The following is a 16,880-nucleotide window of genomic DNA, read 5'->3' on the forward strand; positions in this document are numbered from 1 at the left end:
GTGCCGGGGCCGGGTCAGCCCTTGACCGCTCCCGAGGTGAGGCCCTTCATGACCTTCTGGTTGAGGAACAGGTAGATCAGGAGGGTGCCGAAGACGTTGATGCAGACGGCGGCGAAGAGGGGGCCGTACTGCGTGGCGCCGAAGTCGCCGGTGAAGTTGAGCAGGCCGACCTGGACGGTGCGCAGGTCCTGGCCGTTGGTGAAGGTCAGCGCGATGAGCAGGTCGTTCCAGATGAAGAAGAACTGCACCAGTCCGACGGTGAGGAGCGCGTTGCGGACCATGGGCACGCTGATGGTCCAGAAGGCGCGCAGGATGCCGGCGCCGTCGAGGGTGGCGGCCTCGAACATCTCCCGGGGGACGCCGCGGTAGTAGGTGGCCATCATGAAGACCGTCAGCGGCAGGCCGGTGCCGGTGTAGGTGAGGATCAGCGGCCACAGGGTGCCGGACAGCCCGGTTTGGAAGTACACGGTGAACAGGGGCAGCAGGATCATCTGCGGGGGCACCATCATGCCCGCGAGGAAGACCAGCAGGGTCAGGCTGCGGCCCTTCCAGACCATGATCTGCAGGGCGAACCCGGCGGCCGTGCCCAGCAGCAGCATCAGGGCGAGCGCGGGCACCACGGCGAGCGCGCTGTTCTGCACGTACAGGCCGATGTTGCCGGTGGTCCACGCCTCGGTGTAGTTGCCCCACTCCCAGGTGGTGGGCAGGCTCCAGGTGGAGTTGTTCAGGTAGTCGTCGTTGGACTTCAGCGACGTCAGGAACATCCAGACCAGCGGGTAGACCTCCACGACCAGCAGCAGGGCGACGACGATCCGTACCCACGGCCGGCTCCCGGGGCGGCGTCCGCGCGTCCGCGCGGTGGCGCCGGACGGCCCGCGGCCGCGGTGCCCCGCGGGGTTCTTCACCGGTGTGTCGACGGCCATGGCTCTCAGCCCTCCGTGAGGTCGCGCCGCGAGACGCGGTAGACGGCCAGGCTCACCAGCAGGCACACCACGGTCAGCAGCAGGGCGATGGTGCTTCCGTAGCCGTAGTCGCTGTAGGTGAACGACGTCTGGAACATGTACAGGGTCAGCGGGGTGGTGCCGTTGCCGGGTCCGCCGCCGGTCAGGGCGACGATCGAGTCGAAGACCTTCAGGGTGCCGTTGATGCTGAAGATCAGCGACGACATCAGCACCGGCAGGGACAGCGGCAGCACGACGTGGCGGATCAGCCGCAGGCCCGTGGCACCGTCCAGGCGGGCGGACTCCAGGACCTCGTCGGGGATGTCGACGAGACCGGCGAAGAGCAGGACGGCGTAGAAGCCCATGGAGCGCCAGACGTCCATGGCGATCAGCACCCAGAACGCGTGTCCGGCGCTGCCGAAGAAGTCGACCGGCTCGATGCCGACGGCGTTCAGGAGGGAGTTGACCGGGCCGGTCTGCGGGGCCACCTGGAAGAGCTTCTGGAACAGCAGGCCGACGGCGACGGTGGGCAGCACCACGGGGAAGAACACCAGCGTGCGGACGAGCGCCGAGGCCCGCCTCAGGAAGAAGACGTACAGCAGGGCCAGGAGGTAGCCGGCGACGACCTGTCCGGCCGTCACGACGGCGGCGTACTTCAGCGTGAACCACAGGGCGTCGTGGACGGCCGGGTCGTCGAGCAGGCGGGAGAAGTTGGCGACGCCGTTGCCGGTGAAGCCGTCGATGGTGTTGCCCCGGGTGAAGGAGTACCCGAGCGACCACGCCATCGGCACGAGCATGATCGCTGAGTAGACGAGGAGGGCGGGACCGAGCAGGAGCGCGATGGCCCTGCGGTCCCCGAGTACGCGGTGCATGGATGTCGGTCCACTTCGTTTCCGTCGGGAAGGCCTGCCTGCGGCGGCGGGGGGCGGCGCACGCGGGGAGGCGTGCGGGCCGCCCCCGGCCGGTCACCGTGCGGACAGGGCGTCCTGCACGGTCTGCATGAACTGCTTCGGGCTCATGCCGCCGGCTACCAGGCTCGCCGCGTTGGTCTGGCTGACGGTGGTGGCCTTGGTGGAGAACAGGGCCTCGAACCACAGCACGTTCCGCTTCGAGGAGCTGATGGTGTCGCGAACCTGGGTGGTGACCGCGTCGGCGTCCTTGACCTCGGTGCCGACCTTGAAGCCGGAGATGGTGCCGTGGTCCTTCAGCGCGGTGCTGCCGTAGTTCTTCGCGATGCAGGAGACCCAGTCGCCGGTCCTGGCGTCGAAGGACTTGGCCCCGAGGGTGATACCGAGGCCGACGTTCGAGGGGTACTGGTCGATCGAGCCCTTGCCGCCGGAGACGGCCGGGAAGGGCATGAAGCCGACGTTCTCGGCGCCGACCTTGTTCTGCTTCTCGTCGGAGATGTTCGCCAGCGCCCAGCTGCCCATGTAGAACATGGCGGCCTTGCCGTTCAGGAACTCGTTCATCGCGGTGTCGTAGTCGATGGAGCCGACGCCCTTGCCGAAGTAGCCCTTCTCCCCCAGCTCGGCGACCTCCTCGGCGGCCTTCACGTACTCCGGGTCGGTCAGCTTCGCCTCACCGTCCGCCACCTTCTGCAGCGCGTCGGGACCCAGGCTCCGGTAGAGGTAGCCGCTGATCATCCGGGTCAGCGGCCAGCCCTGCTGCCCGGAGGCGGAGAACGGCCGAACGCCCGCCGACTCCAGCTTCGCCGCGGCCGAGACCAGCTCGTCCCAGGTGCCGGGCACCTTCAGCCCGTTCTCCTCGAAGAGCTTCTTGTTGTAGAAGATCCCCTCGATGTTGTACTCGTACGGCAGCACCCGGAACTTCCCGCCGTACAGCGCCTTGACCGTGGAGACGGCGGCCGGCTCCAGCCGGTCGTAGACGCCGAGGGACGTGAGTTCCTTCTCCAGGTCGGCGATCTTGCCGGACTTCGCCAGCTGCTGGGTGAGGGCCGGGGCGTTGCCCGCCGCGAACTGCACCGGCAGCGCGTTCTGGCCCGCGAGCAGCTGGAGCTTCTGGTCGAGGCTCGCCTGCGGGACGGTCTCCACCTTCAGCGGCAGGGCGTCGTTCGCGGCCTTGCACTCCCCGTGGGAGAGGGTGGTCAGGGCGGTCTTGACGGTGGTGTTCTCGGTGACGCTCAGGTAGCTGAACTCCTTGGGCGCGGCCGAGGAACCACCGCCGCTGCCGCCGCAGGCGGTCGCGAGCAGGGCCAGTGAGGCGGTCCCGGCCGTGTACAGGCTCAGACGCGCACGACGACGGGCACGGGGCATGCGAGGGGACACGGAGACTCCCGGTGGGATCTGGAGAGGAGGCGAGGTGCGAGAGGAGCGCCGGGGCGGCTCGGCGGGCCCGGCGGATGCCGTGTAAAACGTTCTCTACAGCGAGTGGGCAACACCCTGCACCCGTCCCCCGATCCCGTCAAGACACAGACACGTAACGCCACGGTGACGCGCCGGAGGGGTTGACGAAACCCGGGGGTGGCCGTGTAGACCGTTATACCCATCACTACGACAACCGGAGTGCTGACGATGGACCGGGCCGCGGACGCCAGGCAGAACAGACGCGTGACCATCACCGATGTCGCCCGGCACGCCGGCGTGTCCACCGCCGCCGTCTCCAAGGTGCTGCGCAACGCCTACGGCGTGAGCCCGGCGATGCAGGAGAAGGTCAGGGCCGCCATCGCCGAGCTCGGCTACCGCCCGCACGCGGCGGCGCGGGGGATGCGCGGCCGGACCTACACGATCGGGGTGCTGCTGGACAACGTCCGCAACGCGTTCTTCGCGGACATCCTCGACGGCATCCGGGACGAGCTCCGCTCCAGCGAGTACACCGTGCTCATCGGGGCGGCCGGCTTCGACCCCGGGGAACAGGCCCGGACCATCCGCGCGATGGTCGACCGGCAGATGGACGGCCTGATCCTCATCGCGCCGGGGACGGCGCGCGAGGAGGTCCTGGCCACGGCCGGGGCGACGCCGACCGTGGTCATCGGCCACCACGACGCGTCCGACCTCCACGACTCGGTGGTGGACGCCGACGACCTCGGCGCCGGCCTCGTCGTCGACCACCTGGTCGCGCTGGGCCACCGCGACATCGCCCTGGTCTCGGCCCCCGGCACCCCGGCCAACCGCTGGAAGCGCACCCCCGAGATCGTGCTGACCGACGGCTACCTCCGGGCCATGGAACGCCACGGCCTCACGGAGCACGCGCGCGTGCAGCACGCGGCCTACTCCGACGACGGCGGCTTCAAGGCGGGGATGACCCTGCTGACCGCCGAACGCCGGCCGACCGCCGTCATGACCGGCGCCGACGTCGCCGCCCTCGGCATCTACCGCGCGGCCCACGAGCTCGGCCTGCGCATCCCGGACGACCTCTCGCTCGTCGGCTACAACAACACTGCGCTCGCCGCCCTGGCCACCGTGCGGCTGACCAGCGTCGACCAGGCCGGGCACACCATGGGCGCCGGCGCCGCGCGGATGCTCATCGAGCGGGTGGAGGGCCGGCGGGACCGGGCCATGCGGACCACGATGACCCCGCGGCTGGTGGTGCGCGGCAGCACCGCGGCTCCCCAGGGCGGTTAGGCCGTGGACCGGCGCGGGGCCGGGACGGCGCGCGCGGCCCACCGGGAGCCGGGGACCGGGCGGCGGACCGGCGGGACGGCGGGAGGCCGGAGAGTGGGCGTCAAGGACGTCGCGCGGGAGGCCGGCGTGTCGCTCGGGACCGTCTCCAACGTGCTGAACCGGCCGGAGATCGTGGCCGAGCCCACCCGCGCCCGGGTCCTCGACGCGATCGACACGCTGGGCTACGTCCGGGGCGAGGGCGCCCGGCCGTTGCGCGGCCTGGCCTCCCGCGTGATCGCCGTCCTCGTCCTCGACCTGGGCGATCCGTTCTGCACGGCGCTGGCCACGGGGGTGGAGGAGGCCGCGCGCGAGGCCGGTCTCGGCGTCCTGGTGTGCACCGGCGCCCGCGACCCCGCCGAGACCGCGCGCCACCTGGCGCTGCTCGCCTCCCACCAGGTCCGCGGTGCCGTGCTGACCTCCGGCGAGGGAACCGGCCGCACCGCCGCCGCCTTCCGCCGCCACGCGGTCCCCTTCGTGGTGGCCGGCCGGAACGCGCCCCAGCCCGGCGCCTGCTCGGTCGGGATCGACGACGTGGCGGGCGGTCACGCGGCGGTCCGGCACCTGCTGGAGCGCGGCCACCGCAGCATCGCCCACGTCAGCGGCCCCGGCCTCCTGCAGCAGGTGCGCGACCGGCACCGCGGGGCCCTCGGCGCGGTCCGGGAGGCCGGACTCCCGGCCGCCTGCCTGCGGGAGCTGCCGTGCCCGGCCCCGACCGTGGGCGCGGGCCGGGACGCCGGGCACCGCCTGCTCGGCCTGCCGGACCGGCCGACCGCCGTGTTCTGCGGCAGCGACCTGCTCGCCCTCGGCGTGCTCCAGGCGCTGTACGAGGCCGGGTTGCGGGTGCCCGAGGACATCGCGGTGGTCGGGTACGACGACGTCGAGTCCGCCGCGTCCGCCGTCGTCCCGCTCACCTCGGTCCGGCGGCCGGCCGCCGCGGCGGGACGGCAGGCCGGCCGCCTGCTCCTCGCGGACACCGCCCCGGGCGCCGGCCACGAGCACGCCCATGTCGTCCTGCGTCCGGAACTGGTGGTGCGCCGCTCGACCATGGCGGCGCCGGCGCGGTGACGGTGTCCGGCCGGCGCGGTGGCACGGGGTCTCGCCGCCGCGGGTGAGGCGTCGGGGTATCCACGCGCCGGATCACCGGCATCCGGGACCGGGATCGCGCGGACCGCGGAGGCACGGATTCCGTCCCGGCTCGCGTCCGCCCCCGCGCGGCCGCCCCGGATCTCGCCGGCTCCCGCCGACCTGCGTCCGGCCGCCCCGGCTCCCGCGGCCTCCGCCCGCCCCCGGCCACGTCCGCCCCCCGTCCGCGCCGCCTGCCCCGCGCCCGGGCCCGTCCGTCGCGGCCGGCGGCCCGTCACCGCGGGACCTGGCTCGACGGCCCTCTCACGACGGCCTCTCACGGCGGCCTCTCACGGCGGCCTTCTCACGACGGCCTCTCACGGCGGGCCCTGGAGCCCGGGCACGTCGGCCATCCGCCGGCCGACCCGGGCGGCCGTCTCCCGCAGCCAGATATGGGCCGCGTCGTGGGTGTGCACGGGGTGCCACCACAGGGCCTCCTGGAGCGACACCGCCTCGTACGGCGGCTCCAGGACGCGGACCGCGGCCAGCGACGTGAGGAGGCGGGCCAGGCGCGCCTGGATCAGGGCGATGCGCCGGGTGCCGGCCACCAGCAGGGGCAGGAGCTGGAAGCTGTCGACGGAGACCTCCACGCGCGGCTCGACGCCGAGCATGCCGAGCTGGCGCACGGCCGGGGCGTCGTAGGTGCGCTGGTAGGTCACCCACGGCAGCCGGGCGAGGTCCTGCCGGGTGAGCCGGTCCTCGACGCTCGGGTGGTCGTCGGCGACGAGGAACACCCAGCGGTCCTCGTAGAGGTCGGTGGCGGGGAAGTCGCTGATCACGCCGCGCGGCATGAGCAGGCCGTCGGTGGCGCTCAGCAGGGAGGCCGTGTCGTCGACCACGCTGGTCGGCGTCTGCGCGAAGCGCAGCCGGATGCCCGGGGCCTCCTCGTGCACCACCCGGGCCAGTTCGGCGCCGAACACGGCCACGGCGTAGTCGGACGCCACGAGCTTGAACTCCCGCTGCTCCTCGGCCGGGTCGAAGTGCGCCTGGCTGGTGAAGAGGCGTTCCAGCAGGTCGTAGGCGGTGGCGGTGCGGTCGAGGAGGACCTGCCCGAGCGCGGTGAGTTCGTAGTGGCCGCCGACCCGGGCGAGCAGGTCGTCGTCGAAGTGGCGGCGCAGGCGGGCCAGGGCGGCGCTCATCGCGGGCTGGCTCAGACCGACGCGCTGCCCGGCGCGGGTGACGTTGCGCTCCTCCAGCAGGGCGCGCAGGGCGACGACCAGGTTGAGGTCCAGGCGGGCCAGGTTCACGGGCTTCCCCTCGCATGTACGACGCCGACCAGGGCGAATCCACCGGATGGATGGCACCGATCCACAGAATCTATTTCCCCGATCGCGGGTGCCGGGTCCAGATTAGTCACACCGCAATCAGGAGGACATGTCCGTGAAACCTGAACCCGTGTCCGCGCTCTTCGCCGGACCGTTCGCCCTCGCCACGCTCTCGGCTCCCGGGGAGCCCGCGTTCCCCGCCCTCGTCACGCCCGACGCCCAGGTGCTCGACCTGCGGGCCGCCCTCGGCGACGCCCGGTCGACCGTCCGGAGCCTGCTGGAGGAGTGGCCGGCCGTCCTGCCGAGGCTGCGGGCGCTGGCCGGCGACGGGAGCGCGCGGCGCAGGCCGCTGGCGGACTTCCGCGTGCACGCCCCGGTGGAGCCGCGCCAGGTCTTCCAGTCGGGGGCGAACTACCGGCAGCACGTGATCGACCTGCACGTCGCGCACCGCGCCCCGGGCGACGACCGGCCCGAGGAGGAGCGGCGCGCCGAGGCGGCGGAGATCATGGACCGCCGGGCGGCCGAGGACCTGCCGTACGTGTTCATCGGCCTGCCGAGCGCGGTCACGGGTCCGTACGACGACGTCGTCCTGCCCGCCTGGGCCGAACAGCCCGACTGGGAGCTGGAGTTGGCCGCCGTGATCGGCCGTCCCGCGTACCGGGTGCCCGTCGAGGAGGCCCTGGAGTACGTCGCCGGCTACACCATCGCCAACGACCTCACCGACCGGGCCACCGTCTTCCGCCGGGACATGCCGCAGATCGGCACCGACTGGCTGCGCAGCAAGAACGCGCCGGGCTTCACGCCGCTGGGCCCGTGGCTGGTGCCCGCCGGGTCGATCGCGGACCCCGGCGACCTGCGGGTGACGCTGAAGCTCAACGGCGAGACCATGCAGGACGAGTCCACCCAGGACATGATCTTCACCGTGGCGCGGATGGTGGCGTACGCCTCACAGACCGCGCGCCTGCTCCCCGGCGACCTGGTGCTCACCGGGTCCCCGGCCGGCAACGGCATGCACTGGGGGCGGCTGCTGCGCGACGGCGACGTCATGGAGGGGTCGGTCACCGGGCTCGGCGTGCAGCGCACCCGCTGTGTGGCGGAGGCCGCGTCGTGACCCTCGACCGCCACGACCCGGAGGGCGAGATCGCCCGCGCCGCCGAGGCGTACTCCAACTGGGGCCGCTGGGGCGCGGACGACGTGCTCGGCACCCTGAACTTCCTCGACGAGGCCAAGCGCCGCGAGGGCGCCGCGCTCGTCCGGCGGGGCGTCAGCTTCTCGCTGTCGCAGCGGTTCGACATGGACGGCCCGCAGAAGGGCTGGCGCCGGCGCACCAACCCGGTGCACACCATGCTGGACACCGGCGTGGACGCCGCGCTCGGCAACCAGGGGTTCCCGCACGGTCTCGGCGGCGCCGACGACGTGATCGCGATGCCGTTGCAGTGCTCCACCCAGTGGGACGGTCTCGGGCACATCTTCGACCACGGCAAGGCGTGGAACGGCCGCCCGGCCGAGCGGGTCGTCACCTCCGAGGGCGACCTGGTCACCGGCATCGAGCACATGGCGCCGCACGTCGCCGGGCGCGGCGTGCTGCTGGACGTGGGCCGCGTGGTCGGCACCGGCGGTGAACTGCCCGACGGGTTCGCGATCACCGAGGAGCACCTGACGGCCACGGCCGAGGCGCACGGGGTGACCGTCGGGCGCGGCGACATCGTGCTGGTGCGCACCGGGCAGCTCGCCCGGGCCCGCCGCGACGGCTGGGGCGACTACGCCGGCGGACCGGCCCCGGGCCTGTCCTTCACCAGCGCCGGCTGGCTGCACGGCACCGAGATCGCCGCGATCGCCACCGACACCTGGGGCTTCGAGGTGCGGCCCAACGAGTTCGAGCACGCCTTCCAGCCGCTGCACCAGATCGCCATCCCGCGCATCGGCCTGCTGATCGGCGAGATGTGGGACCTGGAGGCGCTCGCCGAGGACTGCGCGGCCGACGGCGCGTACGCGTTCTGGCTCACCGCCGCGCCCCTGCCCATCACCGGCGCGGTCGGCTCCCCCGTCAACCCCGTCGCCGTCAAGTAACCCGGGGCCCCACGGGCCCGAGGAACAAGGGAGTTCCCCATGACCCCACCCCGCACGGTCCTCGTCGTCGGAGGCGGCGCGGCCGGCAACGCCGTGACGATCCTGCTGCGCCGCGCCGGCATCGCGGTGGACCTGGTCGAGGCCAAGGACGACTGGAACGCCACCGCCGGCTCCGGCATCACCCTGCAGGGCAACGCCCTGCGCGTGCTGCGCGAACTCGGCGTCTGGGAGCAGGTGCAGGCGTCCGGCTTCGCGTTCGGCTCGGTCGGCATCACCGCCCCCGACGGCACCGTCCTGCACGTCCAGCGCGACCTGCGCACCGGCGGCGACGACCTGCCCGCCACCCTCGGCATGCAGCGCCCCCGGCTCCAGGGCATCCTCATCGAGGCGGTCCGCGCGAGCGGCGCCCGCGTCCGCCTGGGCACCCGGGCCGAGTCCCTGGTCCAGGACGGCGACGGCGTCGACGTGCGCTTCACCGACGGCACCGCGGGCCGCTACGACCTGGTGATCGCCGCCGACGGCCTCGGCTCCACGACCCGCGCCGCCATCGGCATCACCGCCAAGCCCGAACCGACCGGCATGGCCATCTGGCGCGTCGCCGCCCCGCGCCCGGCCGGCGTGGTCCGCACCGACCTGGCCTACGGCGGCCCGGCCTACATCGCCGGGTACTGCCCGACCAGCGACACCACCCTGTACGCGTACGTCGTCGAGGCCAACCGCGACCGGGCCGCCATCCCGCCGGAGTCGTACGCCGACGAGATGCTGCGCCTGGCCCGCTCCTACGGCGGGTTCTGGCCGGAGATCACCGCGCACATCACCGACCCGGCGGAGGTCAACTACACCTGGTTCGACCGGTTGCTGGTCGAGGGTTCCTGGCACCGCGGCCGGGTGGTGCTGGTCGGCGACGCCGCGCACTGCTGTCCGCCCACCCTCGCGCAGGGCGCCGCCCTGTCCCTGGAGGACGCCTGGGTGCTCACGCAGATGCTGACCGGGGCCGGCACCTGGGACGACGCGCTGCTCCAGGCGTACTACGAGCGCCGCGTCGGCCGGGTGCGGCCCGTGGTGGAGGCGTCCGTGCAGCTCGGGCAGTGGCAGCTCGACGGGGTGCGCGACGCCGACGTCCCCGGCCTGATGGGCCGCACCATGACGATGCTGAGGGAGCTGCCGTGACCTCCGGCGCCGACCCGCGCGGCCTGCCCACCGTCGACGTGCACGCCCACGTCCTGCTGCCCGAGATCGAGGCCCTGGTGGCGGGCCTGCCCGGCCACGCCGAGGCGAGGGAACTGGACGCCCGGCGCAACGGCCCCGCCGCGCTCGCCGTCAGCGGGCCCATGGTCCGCGAGCGCATCCCGAGGCTCACCGACGTGTCCGTGCGCCTGGCCGCGATGGACGCCCAGGGCGTCGACGTGCAACTGGTCAGCCCGTCGCCCTCGCACTACCACTACTGGGCGGACGAGGAGACGGCCGGGAAGCTGTACCGGCTGGCCAACGAGGCGACCGCCGCTCACTGTTCGGCCGCCCCCGACCGGCTGCGCGGCCTCGGACTGGCGCCGCTGCAGCACCCGGACCTGGCGGTGGACGCCCTCGACCACGCCCTGGACCAAGGGCTGGCCGGTGTGGAGATCTCCAGCCACGCGCCGGGCCGCGAACTCTCCGACCCCGCCTACGAACCCCTGTGGGCCCGGGCCGGGGAGACCGGCGCGATCGTCTTCCTGCACCCCTTCGGGTGCACCCTGGACGAGCGGCTGGACCGGTGGTACCTGTCCAACACCGTCGGGCAGCCCACCGAGAACGCCGTCGCGCTCTCCCACCTGATCTTCTCCGGGGTGCTGGACCGGCACCCGGGTCTGAAGCTGGTCGCGGCGCACGGCGGCGGCTACCTGCCCACCCACATCGGCCGCTCCGACCACGCCTGGGCCGCCCGCCCCGACGCGGGCGCCGGCTGCGCGCACCCGCCCAGCAGCTACCTCAAGCGGCTGTACTTCGACTCGCTCGTCCACGACCCGCACGTGCTGCGGGAGCTGATCCGCGCCGCGGGACCCGACCGGGTGCTGCTCGGCTCCGACTTCCCGTTCGACATGGGCACCGACGACCCGCTCGGCGCGCTGCGCGCCGCGCGCCTGTCCGATGCCGACTTCCACGCCGTACGAGGCGGCAACGCCACCGGCCTCCTCCGGAAGGACTGACCACCATGCGTCTGCTCACCCACCTGCGGCACGTCGACCTCGCCGTGCCCGACTACGACAAGCAGCTCGACTTCTACTCCGGCGTCTGGGGCCTGACCAAGGTCGCCGAGGACTCCGGCATCTCCTTCCTGGCCGCCGAGGGCTCCCCGGAGCAGTACGTGGTCCGGCTGCGCAAGGCCGACGAGAAGCGCCTCGACCTGGTCTCCTACGGCGCGGCCTCCGCCGCCGACGTGGACACGCTGGCCGAGCGACTGCTGGCCGGAGGCGTGCAGTTGATCTCCCGGCCGGGCAAGGTCGACACCCCCGGCGGCGGCTACGGCTTCCGGTTCTTCGACGTCGACGGCCGCACCATCGAGGTCAGCGCCGACGTCGAGGTCCGGCGGCACCGCAAGATCGAGGAGAAGGAGGCCATCCCGGTCAAGCTCTCCCACGTCGTCCTCAACTCCCCCGACCTGAACCGGACCCGGGAGTGGTACGAGCGGCACCTCGGCTTCCGCCTCTCCGACACGCTCAGCTCGCCGCACATGGGCGAGGTCATGCACTTCATGCGGATCAGCAACCAGCACCACTCCATGGCGCTGGCGAAGGGCCCGCACACCTCCCTGCACCACATCTCCTTCGAGATGCGCGGCATCGACGAGTACATGCGCGGTTCCGGCCGGGTCATCCGCGCCGGGTACAAGAAGGTCTGGGGCCCGGGCCGGCACATGGCGGGCGACAACACCTTCACCTACTTCCTCGACCCGCACGGCAACACCGTCGAGTACACCACCGAGCTGGAGCTCCTCGACGAGGACACCTGGCACCCGCACGTCTACGACTTCTCCCAGCCCGAGGTCACCGACCAGTGGGGCACCGCGAACCCGATGAACGAGCTCGTCGCCAAGGAGTCGTTCAACGACCCGGACCGCGGCGTCTTCGTCGCCCCGCCGGTGTGAGAGGAGCCCCGCCATGCGTTTCGCCACCTATCTGCACCAGGAGCAGCAGCGGGTCGCCGTCGTGGACGACGACGGCACCCTCCACCCCGTCCCCGGGGTCCGCTCGCTGACCGAACTCCTCACCGCCGGCGGGGGGTTGCCGGCGCTCCTCGACGCCGGCGCCGCCTCGCTCGACATGCCGCCCGGGCCGCACGTCTCCCGGGTGCGGCTGCTGCCGCCCCTGCGGCCCGCCTCCGTACGGGACTTCGTCACCTTCGAAGAACACGTCGAGGGTGTCCGCCGGTCCGTGGACGGCGTCTCGGGCGTGCCCGAGCAGTGGTACGCGGCACCGACGTTCTACTTCACCAACCCGCACGCGGTGTACGGCCCGCACGACGACATCCCCGTGCCGCCCGGGTCGGCCGTGCTCGACTTCGAGCTCGAAGTGGGCGCGGTGATCGGCCGGGAGGGCCGTGACCTCACCCCCGAGCAGGCCCGCGACCACATCGTCGGCTACACGGTGTTCAACGACTGGTCCGCCCGCGACCTGCAGTCCGCCGAGATGAAGGTCGGCCTCGGACCGTGCAAGGGCAAGGACACCGCCACCACCCTCGGGCCGTACCTGGTCACCGCCGACGAACTGGAGCCGTACCGGGACGCGGACGGCTTCCTGCGCCTGGCGCTGACCGCCGAGGTCAACGGCGAGGTCGTCGGCCGGGACCTGCTGTCCAACATGAGCTGGACCTTCGAGGAGATGACCGCCTACGCCTCGCGCGGCACCCGGGTGGTGCCCGGCGACGTCCTCGGCTCGGGCACCTGCGGCAACGGCGGCTGCCTGGCCGAGCTGTGGGGCCGGCGGGGCGAGCGGACCCCGCCGCCGCTGAAGCCCGGCGACACGGTCGCCCTGACCGTGGAGGGCATCGGCACGGTCGCCAACACGGTGGTGCCGGGCCCCGGTCCGGTGCCGCTGCCCGCCGGCCGCCGTCGCACCCGGGAGCGGCCGTGAGCGGGCCGCGGCCCGGGAGGCTGCTCGGCAAGGTCGTCGTCGTCACGGGTGCGGCCCGCGGCCAGGGCGCCGCCGAGGCCGAGGCGCTGGCCCGGGAGGGCGCCCGGGTGATCGCCACCGACGTACGGCCGGAAGGCGGCTGCCGGCGCCTGGACGTGACCAGCGATCAGGAGTGGGCCGGCCTCGCCGCCGAGCTGAAGGAGTCGTACGGGCAGGTGCACGGCCTGGTCAACAACGCGGGCGTCACCTGGCGCGCCCGCGTCGGCGAGGTACGGGCCGAGGACTTCGACCGGGTCCACACGGTCAACGTCACCGGCCCGCTGCTGGGCATCCAGCACCTCGCCCCGCTCATGCCGCCCGGCTCCTCGATCGTCAACGTCGGTTCCTCGGCGGCCCTCACGGCCCACTACCCGGTCGCCTACACGGCCAGCAAGTGGGGGCTGCGGGGGCTCTCCAGGACGGCCGCGACGGAACTCGGGCCGCGCGGCATCCGCGTCAACACGATCCACCCCGGTTACATCGAGACGGAGATGACCGCCTCCGCCGCCCCCGCCTTCCGCGACGCCAACATCCGGGAGACACCCCTGGGGCGCACGGGGACCGTCGCCGAGGTCGCCCCGCTGGTCGTGTTCCTGCTGTCGGACGAGTCGTCGTTCATCACCGGCGCCGACATCCCGGTCGACGGCGGGCTGACCGCGCACGGCGGCGTGAAGTCCGTCTCCGACGCCCTTCGCGAGGGGGCGTCGTGAAGCGGCTGGAGGGCAAGGTCGCCCTGATCCCCGGCACCGCGCGCGGTCAGGGCAGGGCCGCGGCCCTGCGGTTCGCGGCCGAGGGCGCGCTCGTCGTCGGCGGCGACCTGCGGCACGAGGAGGCCCTGGAGACCCAGCGGCTGATCGCCCGGGAGGGCGGCACGGCGCTCACCCCCGGTCCGCTGGACGTCACCGACGAGGACTCGGTCCGCGCCTGGGTGGAGGAGGCGGCGGACGCCTTCGGCGGGGTCGACATCGTCTACGCCGACGCGGGCGCCGTCCGCTTCGGGGGCATCGGCGACCGGCCGTACGACGACTTCTCCTTCACCCCGCGTGCCGAACTGGACTCGGTCCGGCTGACCGTCCGGGCGGCCTGGCGGCACCTGGTCGCCGGTCGCGGCTGCGTCCTCACCGTCGGCTCCACCGCGGGGCTGACCGGCTCGCTCACCGACCGGCGCACGGCCCGTTCCGCCGCCAAGGGCGCCGTGATCGCCCTGACCCGTCAACTCGCCGCCGAGGGAGCCCCGTACGGCGTCCGTGCCAACTGCGTCAGCCCCGGCCCGATCGACACCGAGGGCTCGCGCACCGGCCTGCCGGCGGACGGCCACCCGATGCGCGGCATCGCCCGTCACATCCCCCTCGGCCGGGTCGGCGCCCCCGACGTGGTCAGTGCCGCCGTCTTCCTCGCCTCCGACGAGGCGTCCTGCATCACCGGCGCCCACCTCGTCGTGGACGGCGGCTGGTCCGCCGTCCTGCCCGGCGCCACCCCCTGAAAGGAACACGCACACCGTGGACAAGGTCATCGGCAGTGCCGCCGAGGCGGTCGCCGACATCCCCGCCGGTGCCTCGCTGGCCGTAGGCGGCTTCGGCCTCAGCGGCGTACCCGACGTCCTGATCCGTGCCCTGTACGCGCAGGGGGCGGACGGCCTGTCGGTCGTCTCCAACAACTGCGGCGTCGACGGCCGCGGCCTCGGCGTCCTGCTCGGCGCGGGCCGCATCGCCCGGGTCACCGGCTCGTACGTCGGGGAGAACAAGGAGTTCGCCCGGCAGTACCTCTCCGGCGAGCTGGAGGTGGAGCTGGTCCCGCAGGGCACCCTCGCCGAACGCCTGCGCGCCGGCGGCGCGGGCATCCCCGCCTTCTACACCCCGGCGGGCGTCGGCACCCAGGTCGCGCGGGGCGGACTGCCCTGGCGGTACGCGGCCGGGGGCGGCTCGGTCGCGGTCGCCTCCCCGCCCAAGGAGACCCGGGACTTCGCGGGCCGCCCGTACGTCCTGGAGCACGGCATCACCACCGACTACGCCCTCGTGCGCGCCTGGCGCGGCGACCGGCACGGCAACCTCGTCTTCCGCCGGGCCGCCGCCAACTTCAACCCGCTGGCCGCCATGGCCGGCCGCGTCACCGTCGCCGAGGTGGAGGAGCTCGTCGAACCGGGCGGGCTGCGCCCCGACGAGGTCCACCTGCCCGGCGTCTTCGTCCAGCGGGTGGTGGCCCTCACCGCCGGCGAGGCGGCCGACAAGCACATCGAGAAGAGGACGGTACGTTCCTGATGGCCTGGACCCGCGACCAGATGGCCGCCCGCGCCGCCGCCGAACTCGCCGACGGCTCCTACGTCAACCTCGGCATCGGCCTGCCCACCCTGATCCCCGGCCACCTCCCCCCGGGCGTCCACGTGGTGCTCCACTCCGAGAACGGCATCCTCGGCACCGGCCCCTACCCGCACGCGGACGAGGTCGACCCGGACCTGATCAACGCGGGGAAGGAGACCGTCACCGTCCTGCCCGGCGCGAGCTTCTTCGACTCCGCGCTCTCCTTCGGCATGATCCGCGGCGGCCACATCGACACCGCCGTGCTGGGGGCCATGCAGGTCTCCCAGCACGGCGACCTGGCCAACTGGATGATCCCCGGCAAGATGGTCAAGGGCATGGGCGGCGCGATGGACCTGGTCCACGGCGCCCGCCGCGTCATCGTCCTGACGGACCACACCGCCAAGGACGGCAGCCCCAAGATCCTCCGGGAGTGCACCCTCCCGCTCACCGGTGAACGCTGCGTGCACCGGATCATCACCGACCTCGGCGTCCTCGACGTCACCGACGGCGGCCTCGCCCTGGTGGAGACCGCCCCGGGCGTCACCGTCGAGGAGATCACGGCCCGCACCGGCGCGCCGCTGCGGCTGGACGGTGTGACGGCCACCTGCTGACCGGGGCGAGGGCCCGGCTCCCGGGCCCGCCGTGAGCCGGCGCACGGACGCGGCCGCGCCCCCGCCGAGCGACCGGCGGGGGGCGCGCGCCGCCGGTCACCGCGTCGTCGTCCGCGCCCGCGGGGCGACGGTGATCAGCCGGGTGAAGTAGTCGTCGGGCACGCCCTCGTCCACGGGACGGCCCCCGACCTCGATCCAGGCGTGGGCGGTGAAGGGCGGCACGACGCGCACGCCGGTGCACCAGGTCGGCCAGCTCCCGCCCAGCCGGCACAGCAGCGCCGCACCGATGGAGCGGGGCAGGCAGCCGCGCGGCCCGGCGCAGTGCAGGCTCACCGCGCACAGGGCGTCCCGGGCGTTCTTCGCCTGGGCGGCGGTGGCCGGGACGGCTCCGCGGCGCAGCACACCGAGCACGGCGCGCAGCCGGTGCGGCGGCAGGAAGGACAGCGCGACGGCGGGCGGCAGGACCAGCCGGGCCGCCAGCCGCCGGGCCAGGGGCACACCGGTCGGCCGCTCCAGCGCGCTGGGCGTGGTCATGCGACCAGCCCCGCCGCCCGCAGCTGTGCCACCAGGGCCGTGACGTCCTGCTCCGCCCGGGCCCGGTCGACGCCGAACTCCGCCACGAGGGCGTCGGCGGCCGCCGCCTCGTCGGCCCCCGCCATCAGGGTGCGCACGACCAGGGTGCCGGTGGGGTTCAACTCCCAGTACTCTCCCTTGCGTTCGTCCAGCAGGACGGTGCCGTAGGCGGTCTCCGCCGTGGAGACGTCGGCGCCGAATCGCAGTGTCATGGTGGGTTCCCTTTCGCTCGG

The 16,880-nt window shown here is 73.4% G+C and carries 18 protein-coding genes; 12 read left to right on the forward strand and 6 right to left on the reverse strand.

Annotation, left to right across the window (positions count from 1 at the left end; genetic code table 11):
• Nucleotides 1-14 precede the first annotated feature (14 nt).
• From ACIF8T_RS23780 to ACIF8T_RS23790, 3 genes are all read right to left on the reverse strand, one after another.
• Nucleotides 15-923, reverse strand: coding sequence for a carbohydrate ABC transporter permease (locus tag ACIF8T_RS23780; protein WP_400038102.1), 909 nt, complete (start codon nucleotides 921-923; stop codon nucleotides 15-17).
• Between the two features lie 5 nt (nucleotides 924-928).
• Complete coding sequence (locus ACIF8T_RS23785; RefSeq protein WP_400038103.1) at nucleotides 929-1,813, reverse strand: carbohydrate ABC transporter permease; 885 nt, start codon at nucleotides 1,811-1,813, stop codon at nucleotides 929-931.
• A 93-nt stretch (nucleotides 1,814-1,906) separates the two neighbouring features.
• Nucleotides 1,907-3,226 carry an ABC transporter substrate-binding protein gene (locus ACIF8T_RS23790; RefSeq protein ID WP_400038104.1) on the reverse strand — a complete coding sequence of 440 codons (1,320 nt, stop codon included), beginning with the start codon at nucleotides 3,224-3,226 and terminating at the stop codon, nucleotides 1,907-1,909.
• Nucleotides 3,227-3,508: 282 nt separating this feature from the next.
• Between ACIF8T_RS23790 and ACIF8T_RS23795 the strand changes: the two genes are divergently transcribed.
• The gene (locus ACIF8T_RS23795; protein ID WP_400038105.1) at nucleotides 3,509-4,522 is read left to right on the forward strand and encodes a LacI family DNA-binding transcriptional regulator; all 1,014 of its coding nucleotides are present in this window, start codon (nucleotides 3,509-3,511) and stop codon (nucleotides 4,520-4,522) included.
• Between the two features lie 93 nt (nucleotides 4,523-4,615).
• The gene (locus tag ACIF8T_RS23800) at nucleotides 4,616-5,626 is read left to right on the forward strand and encodes a LacI family DNA-binding transcriptional regulator (RefSeq protein ID WP_400038106.1); all 1,011 of its coding nucleotides are present in this window, start codon (nucleotides 4,616-4,618) and stop codon (nucleotides 5,624-5,626) included.
• Between the two features lie 374 nt (nucleotides 5,627-6,000).
• On the opposite strand, the gene ACIF8T_RS23805 is transcribed toward ACIF8T_RS23800, so the two are convergent.
• Nucleotides 6,001-6,930 (reverse strand): LysR family transcriptional regulator, encoded by a 930-nt coding sequence (locus ACIF8T_RS23805; RefSeq protein WP_400038107.1) that lies wholly within the window; start codon nucleotides 6,928-6,930, stop codon nucleotides 6,001-6,003.
• Nucleotides 6,931-7,057: 127 nt separating this feature from the next.
• Between ACIF8T_RS23805 and ACIF8T_RS23810 the strand changes: the two genes are divergently transcribed.
• The 10 genes from ACIF8T_RS23810 to ACIF8T_RS23855 are packed head-to-tail and all read left to right on the forward strand — an operon-like array spanning nucleotide 7,058 to nucleotide 16,074.
• A complete protein-coding gene (locus tag ACIF8T_RS23810; protein WP_400038108.1) occupies nucleotides 7,058-8,059 on the forward strand; it encodes a fumarylacetoacetate hydrolase family protein in 1,002 nt (333 codons plus the stop codon).
• Nucleotides 8,056-9,018, forward strand: a complete 963-nt coding sequence (locus ACIF8T_RS23815; RefSeq protein WP_400038109.1) for a cyclase family protein — start codon at nucleotides 8,056-8,058, stop codon at nucleotides 9,016-9,018. The genes ACIF8T_RS23810 and ACIF8T_RS23815 overlap by 4 nt, the downstream gene beginning before the upstream one ends.
• A gap of 39 nt (nucleotides 9,019-9,057) precedes the next feature.
• On the forward strand, nucleotides 9,058-10,188 hold the full coding sequence (locus tag ACIF8T_RS23820; RefSeq protein WP_400038110.1) for an FAD-dependent oxidoreductase: 1,131 nt from the start codon (nucleotides 9,058-9,060) through the stop codon (nucleotides 10,186-10,188).
• Entirely contained in the window at nucleotides 10,185-11,204 is a 1,020-nt protein-coding gene (locus ACIF8T_RS23825) for an amidohydrolase family protein (RefSeq protein ID WP_400038111.1), read from the forward strand. Before ACIF8T_RS23820 ends, ACIF8T_RS23825 begins: the two co-directional genes overlap by 4 nt.
• A gap of 5 nt (nucleotides 11,205-11,209) precedes the next feature.
• Entirely contained in the window at nucleotides 11,210-12,142 is a 933-nt protein-coding gene (locus tag ACIF8T_RS23830; protein ID WP_400038112.1) for a VOC family protein, read from the forward strand.
• A gap of 13 nt (nucleotides 12,143-12,155) precedes the next feature.
• Nucleotides 12,156-13,127: a fumarylacetoacetate hydrolase family protein gene (locus ACIF8T_RS23835; RefSeq protein ID WP_400038113.1), complete on the forward strand. Its 972-nt coding sequence runs from the start codon at nucleotides 12,156-12,158 to the stop codon at nucleotides 13,125-13,127.
• Entirely contained in the window at nucleotides 13,124-13,876 is a 753-nt protein-coding gene (locus ACIF8T_RS23840) for an SDR family NAD(P)-dependent oxidoreductase (RefSeq protein WP_400038114.1), read from the forward strand. The genes ACIF8T_RS23835 and ACIF8T_RS23840 overlap by 4 nt, the downstream gene beginning before the upstream one ends.
• Nucleotides 13,873-14,649, forward strand: a complete 777-nt coding sequence (locus tag ACIF8T_RS23845; RefSeq protein WP_400038115.1) for an SDR family NAD(P)-dependent oxidoreductase — start codon at nucleotides 13,873-13,875, stop codon at nucleotides 14,647-14,649. Before ACIF8T_RS23840 ends, ACIF8T_RS23845 begins: the two co-directional genes overlap by 4 nt.
• A 16-nt stretch (nucleotides 14,650-14,665) precedes the next feature.
• Complete coding sequence (locus ACIF8T_RS23850) at nucleotides 14,666-15,424, forward strand: CoA transferase subunit A (RefSeq protein ID WP_400038116.1); 759 nt, start codon at nucleotides 14,666-14,668, stop codon at nucleotides 15,422-15,424.
• Nucleotides 15,424-16,074 (forward strand): CoA transferase subunit B, encoded by a 651-nt coding sequence (locus ACIF8T_RS23855; protein WP_400038117.1) that lies wholly within the window; start codon nucleotides 15,424-15,426, stop codon nucleotides 16,072-16,074. Before ACIF8T_RS23850 ends, ACIF8T_RS23855 begins: the two co-directional genes overlap by 1 nt.
• Before the next feature lie 96 nt (nucleotides 16,075-16,170).
• On the opposite strand, the gene ACIF8T_RS23860 is transcribed toward ACIF8T_RS23855, so the two are convergent.
• Together ACIF8T_RS23860 and ACIF8T_RS23865 are read right to left on the reverse strand one after the other, a co-directional pair.
• Nucleotides 16,171-16,608, reverse strand: a complete 438-nt coding sequence (locus tag ACIF8T_RS23860; RefSeq protein WP_400038118.1) for a lasso peptide biosynthesis B2 protein — start codon at nucleotides 16,606-16,608, stop codon at nucleotides 16,171-16,173.
• Nucleotides 16,605-16,859 (reverse strand): lasso peptide biosynthesis PqqD family chaperone, encoded by a 255-nt coding sequence (locus tag ACIF8T_RS23865; RefSeq protein ID WP_400038119.1) that lies wholly within the window; start codon nucleotides 16,857-16,859, stop codon nucleotides 16,605-16,607. The genes ACIF8T_RS23860 and ACIF8T_RS23865 overlap by 4 nt, the downstream gene beginning before the upstream one ends.
• Nucleotides 16,860-16,880 lie beyond the last annotated feature (21 nt).

The sequence above is a fragment of the Streptomyces sp. NPDC085946 genome (assembly GCF_044540485.1).
Classification (GTDB): Bacteria; Actinomycetota; Actinomycetes; order Streptomycetales; family Streptomycetaceae; genus Streptomyces.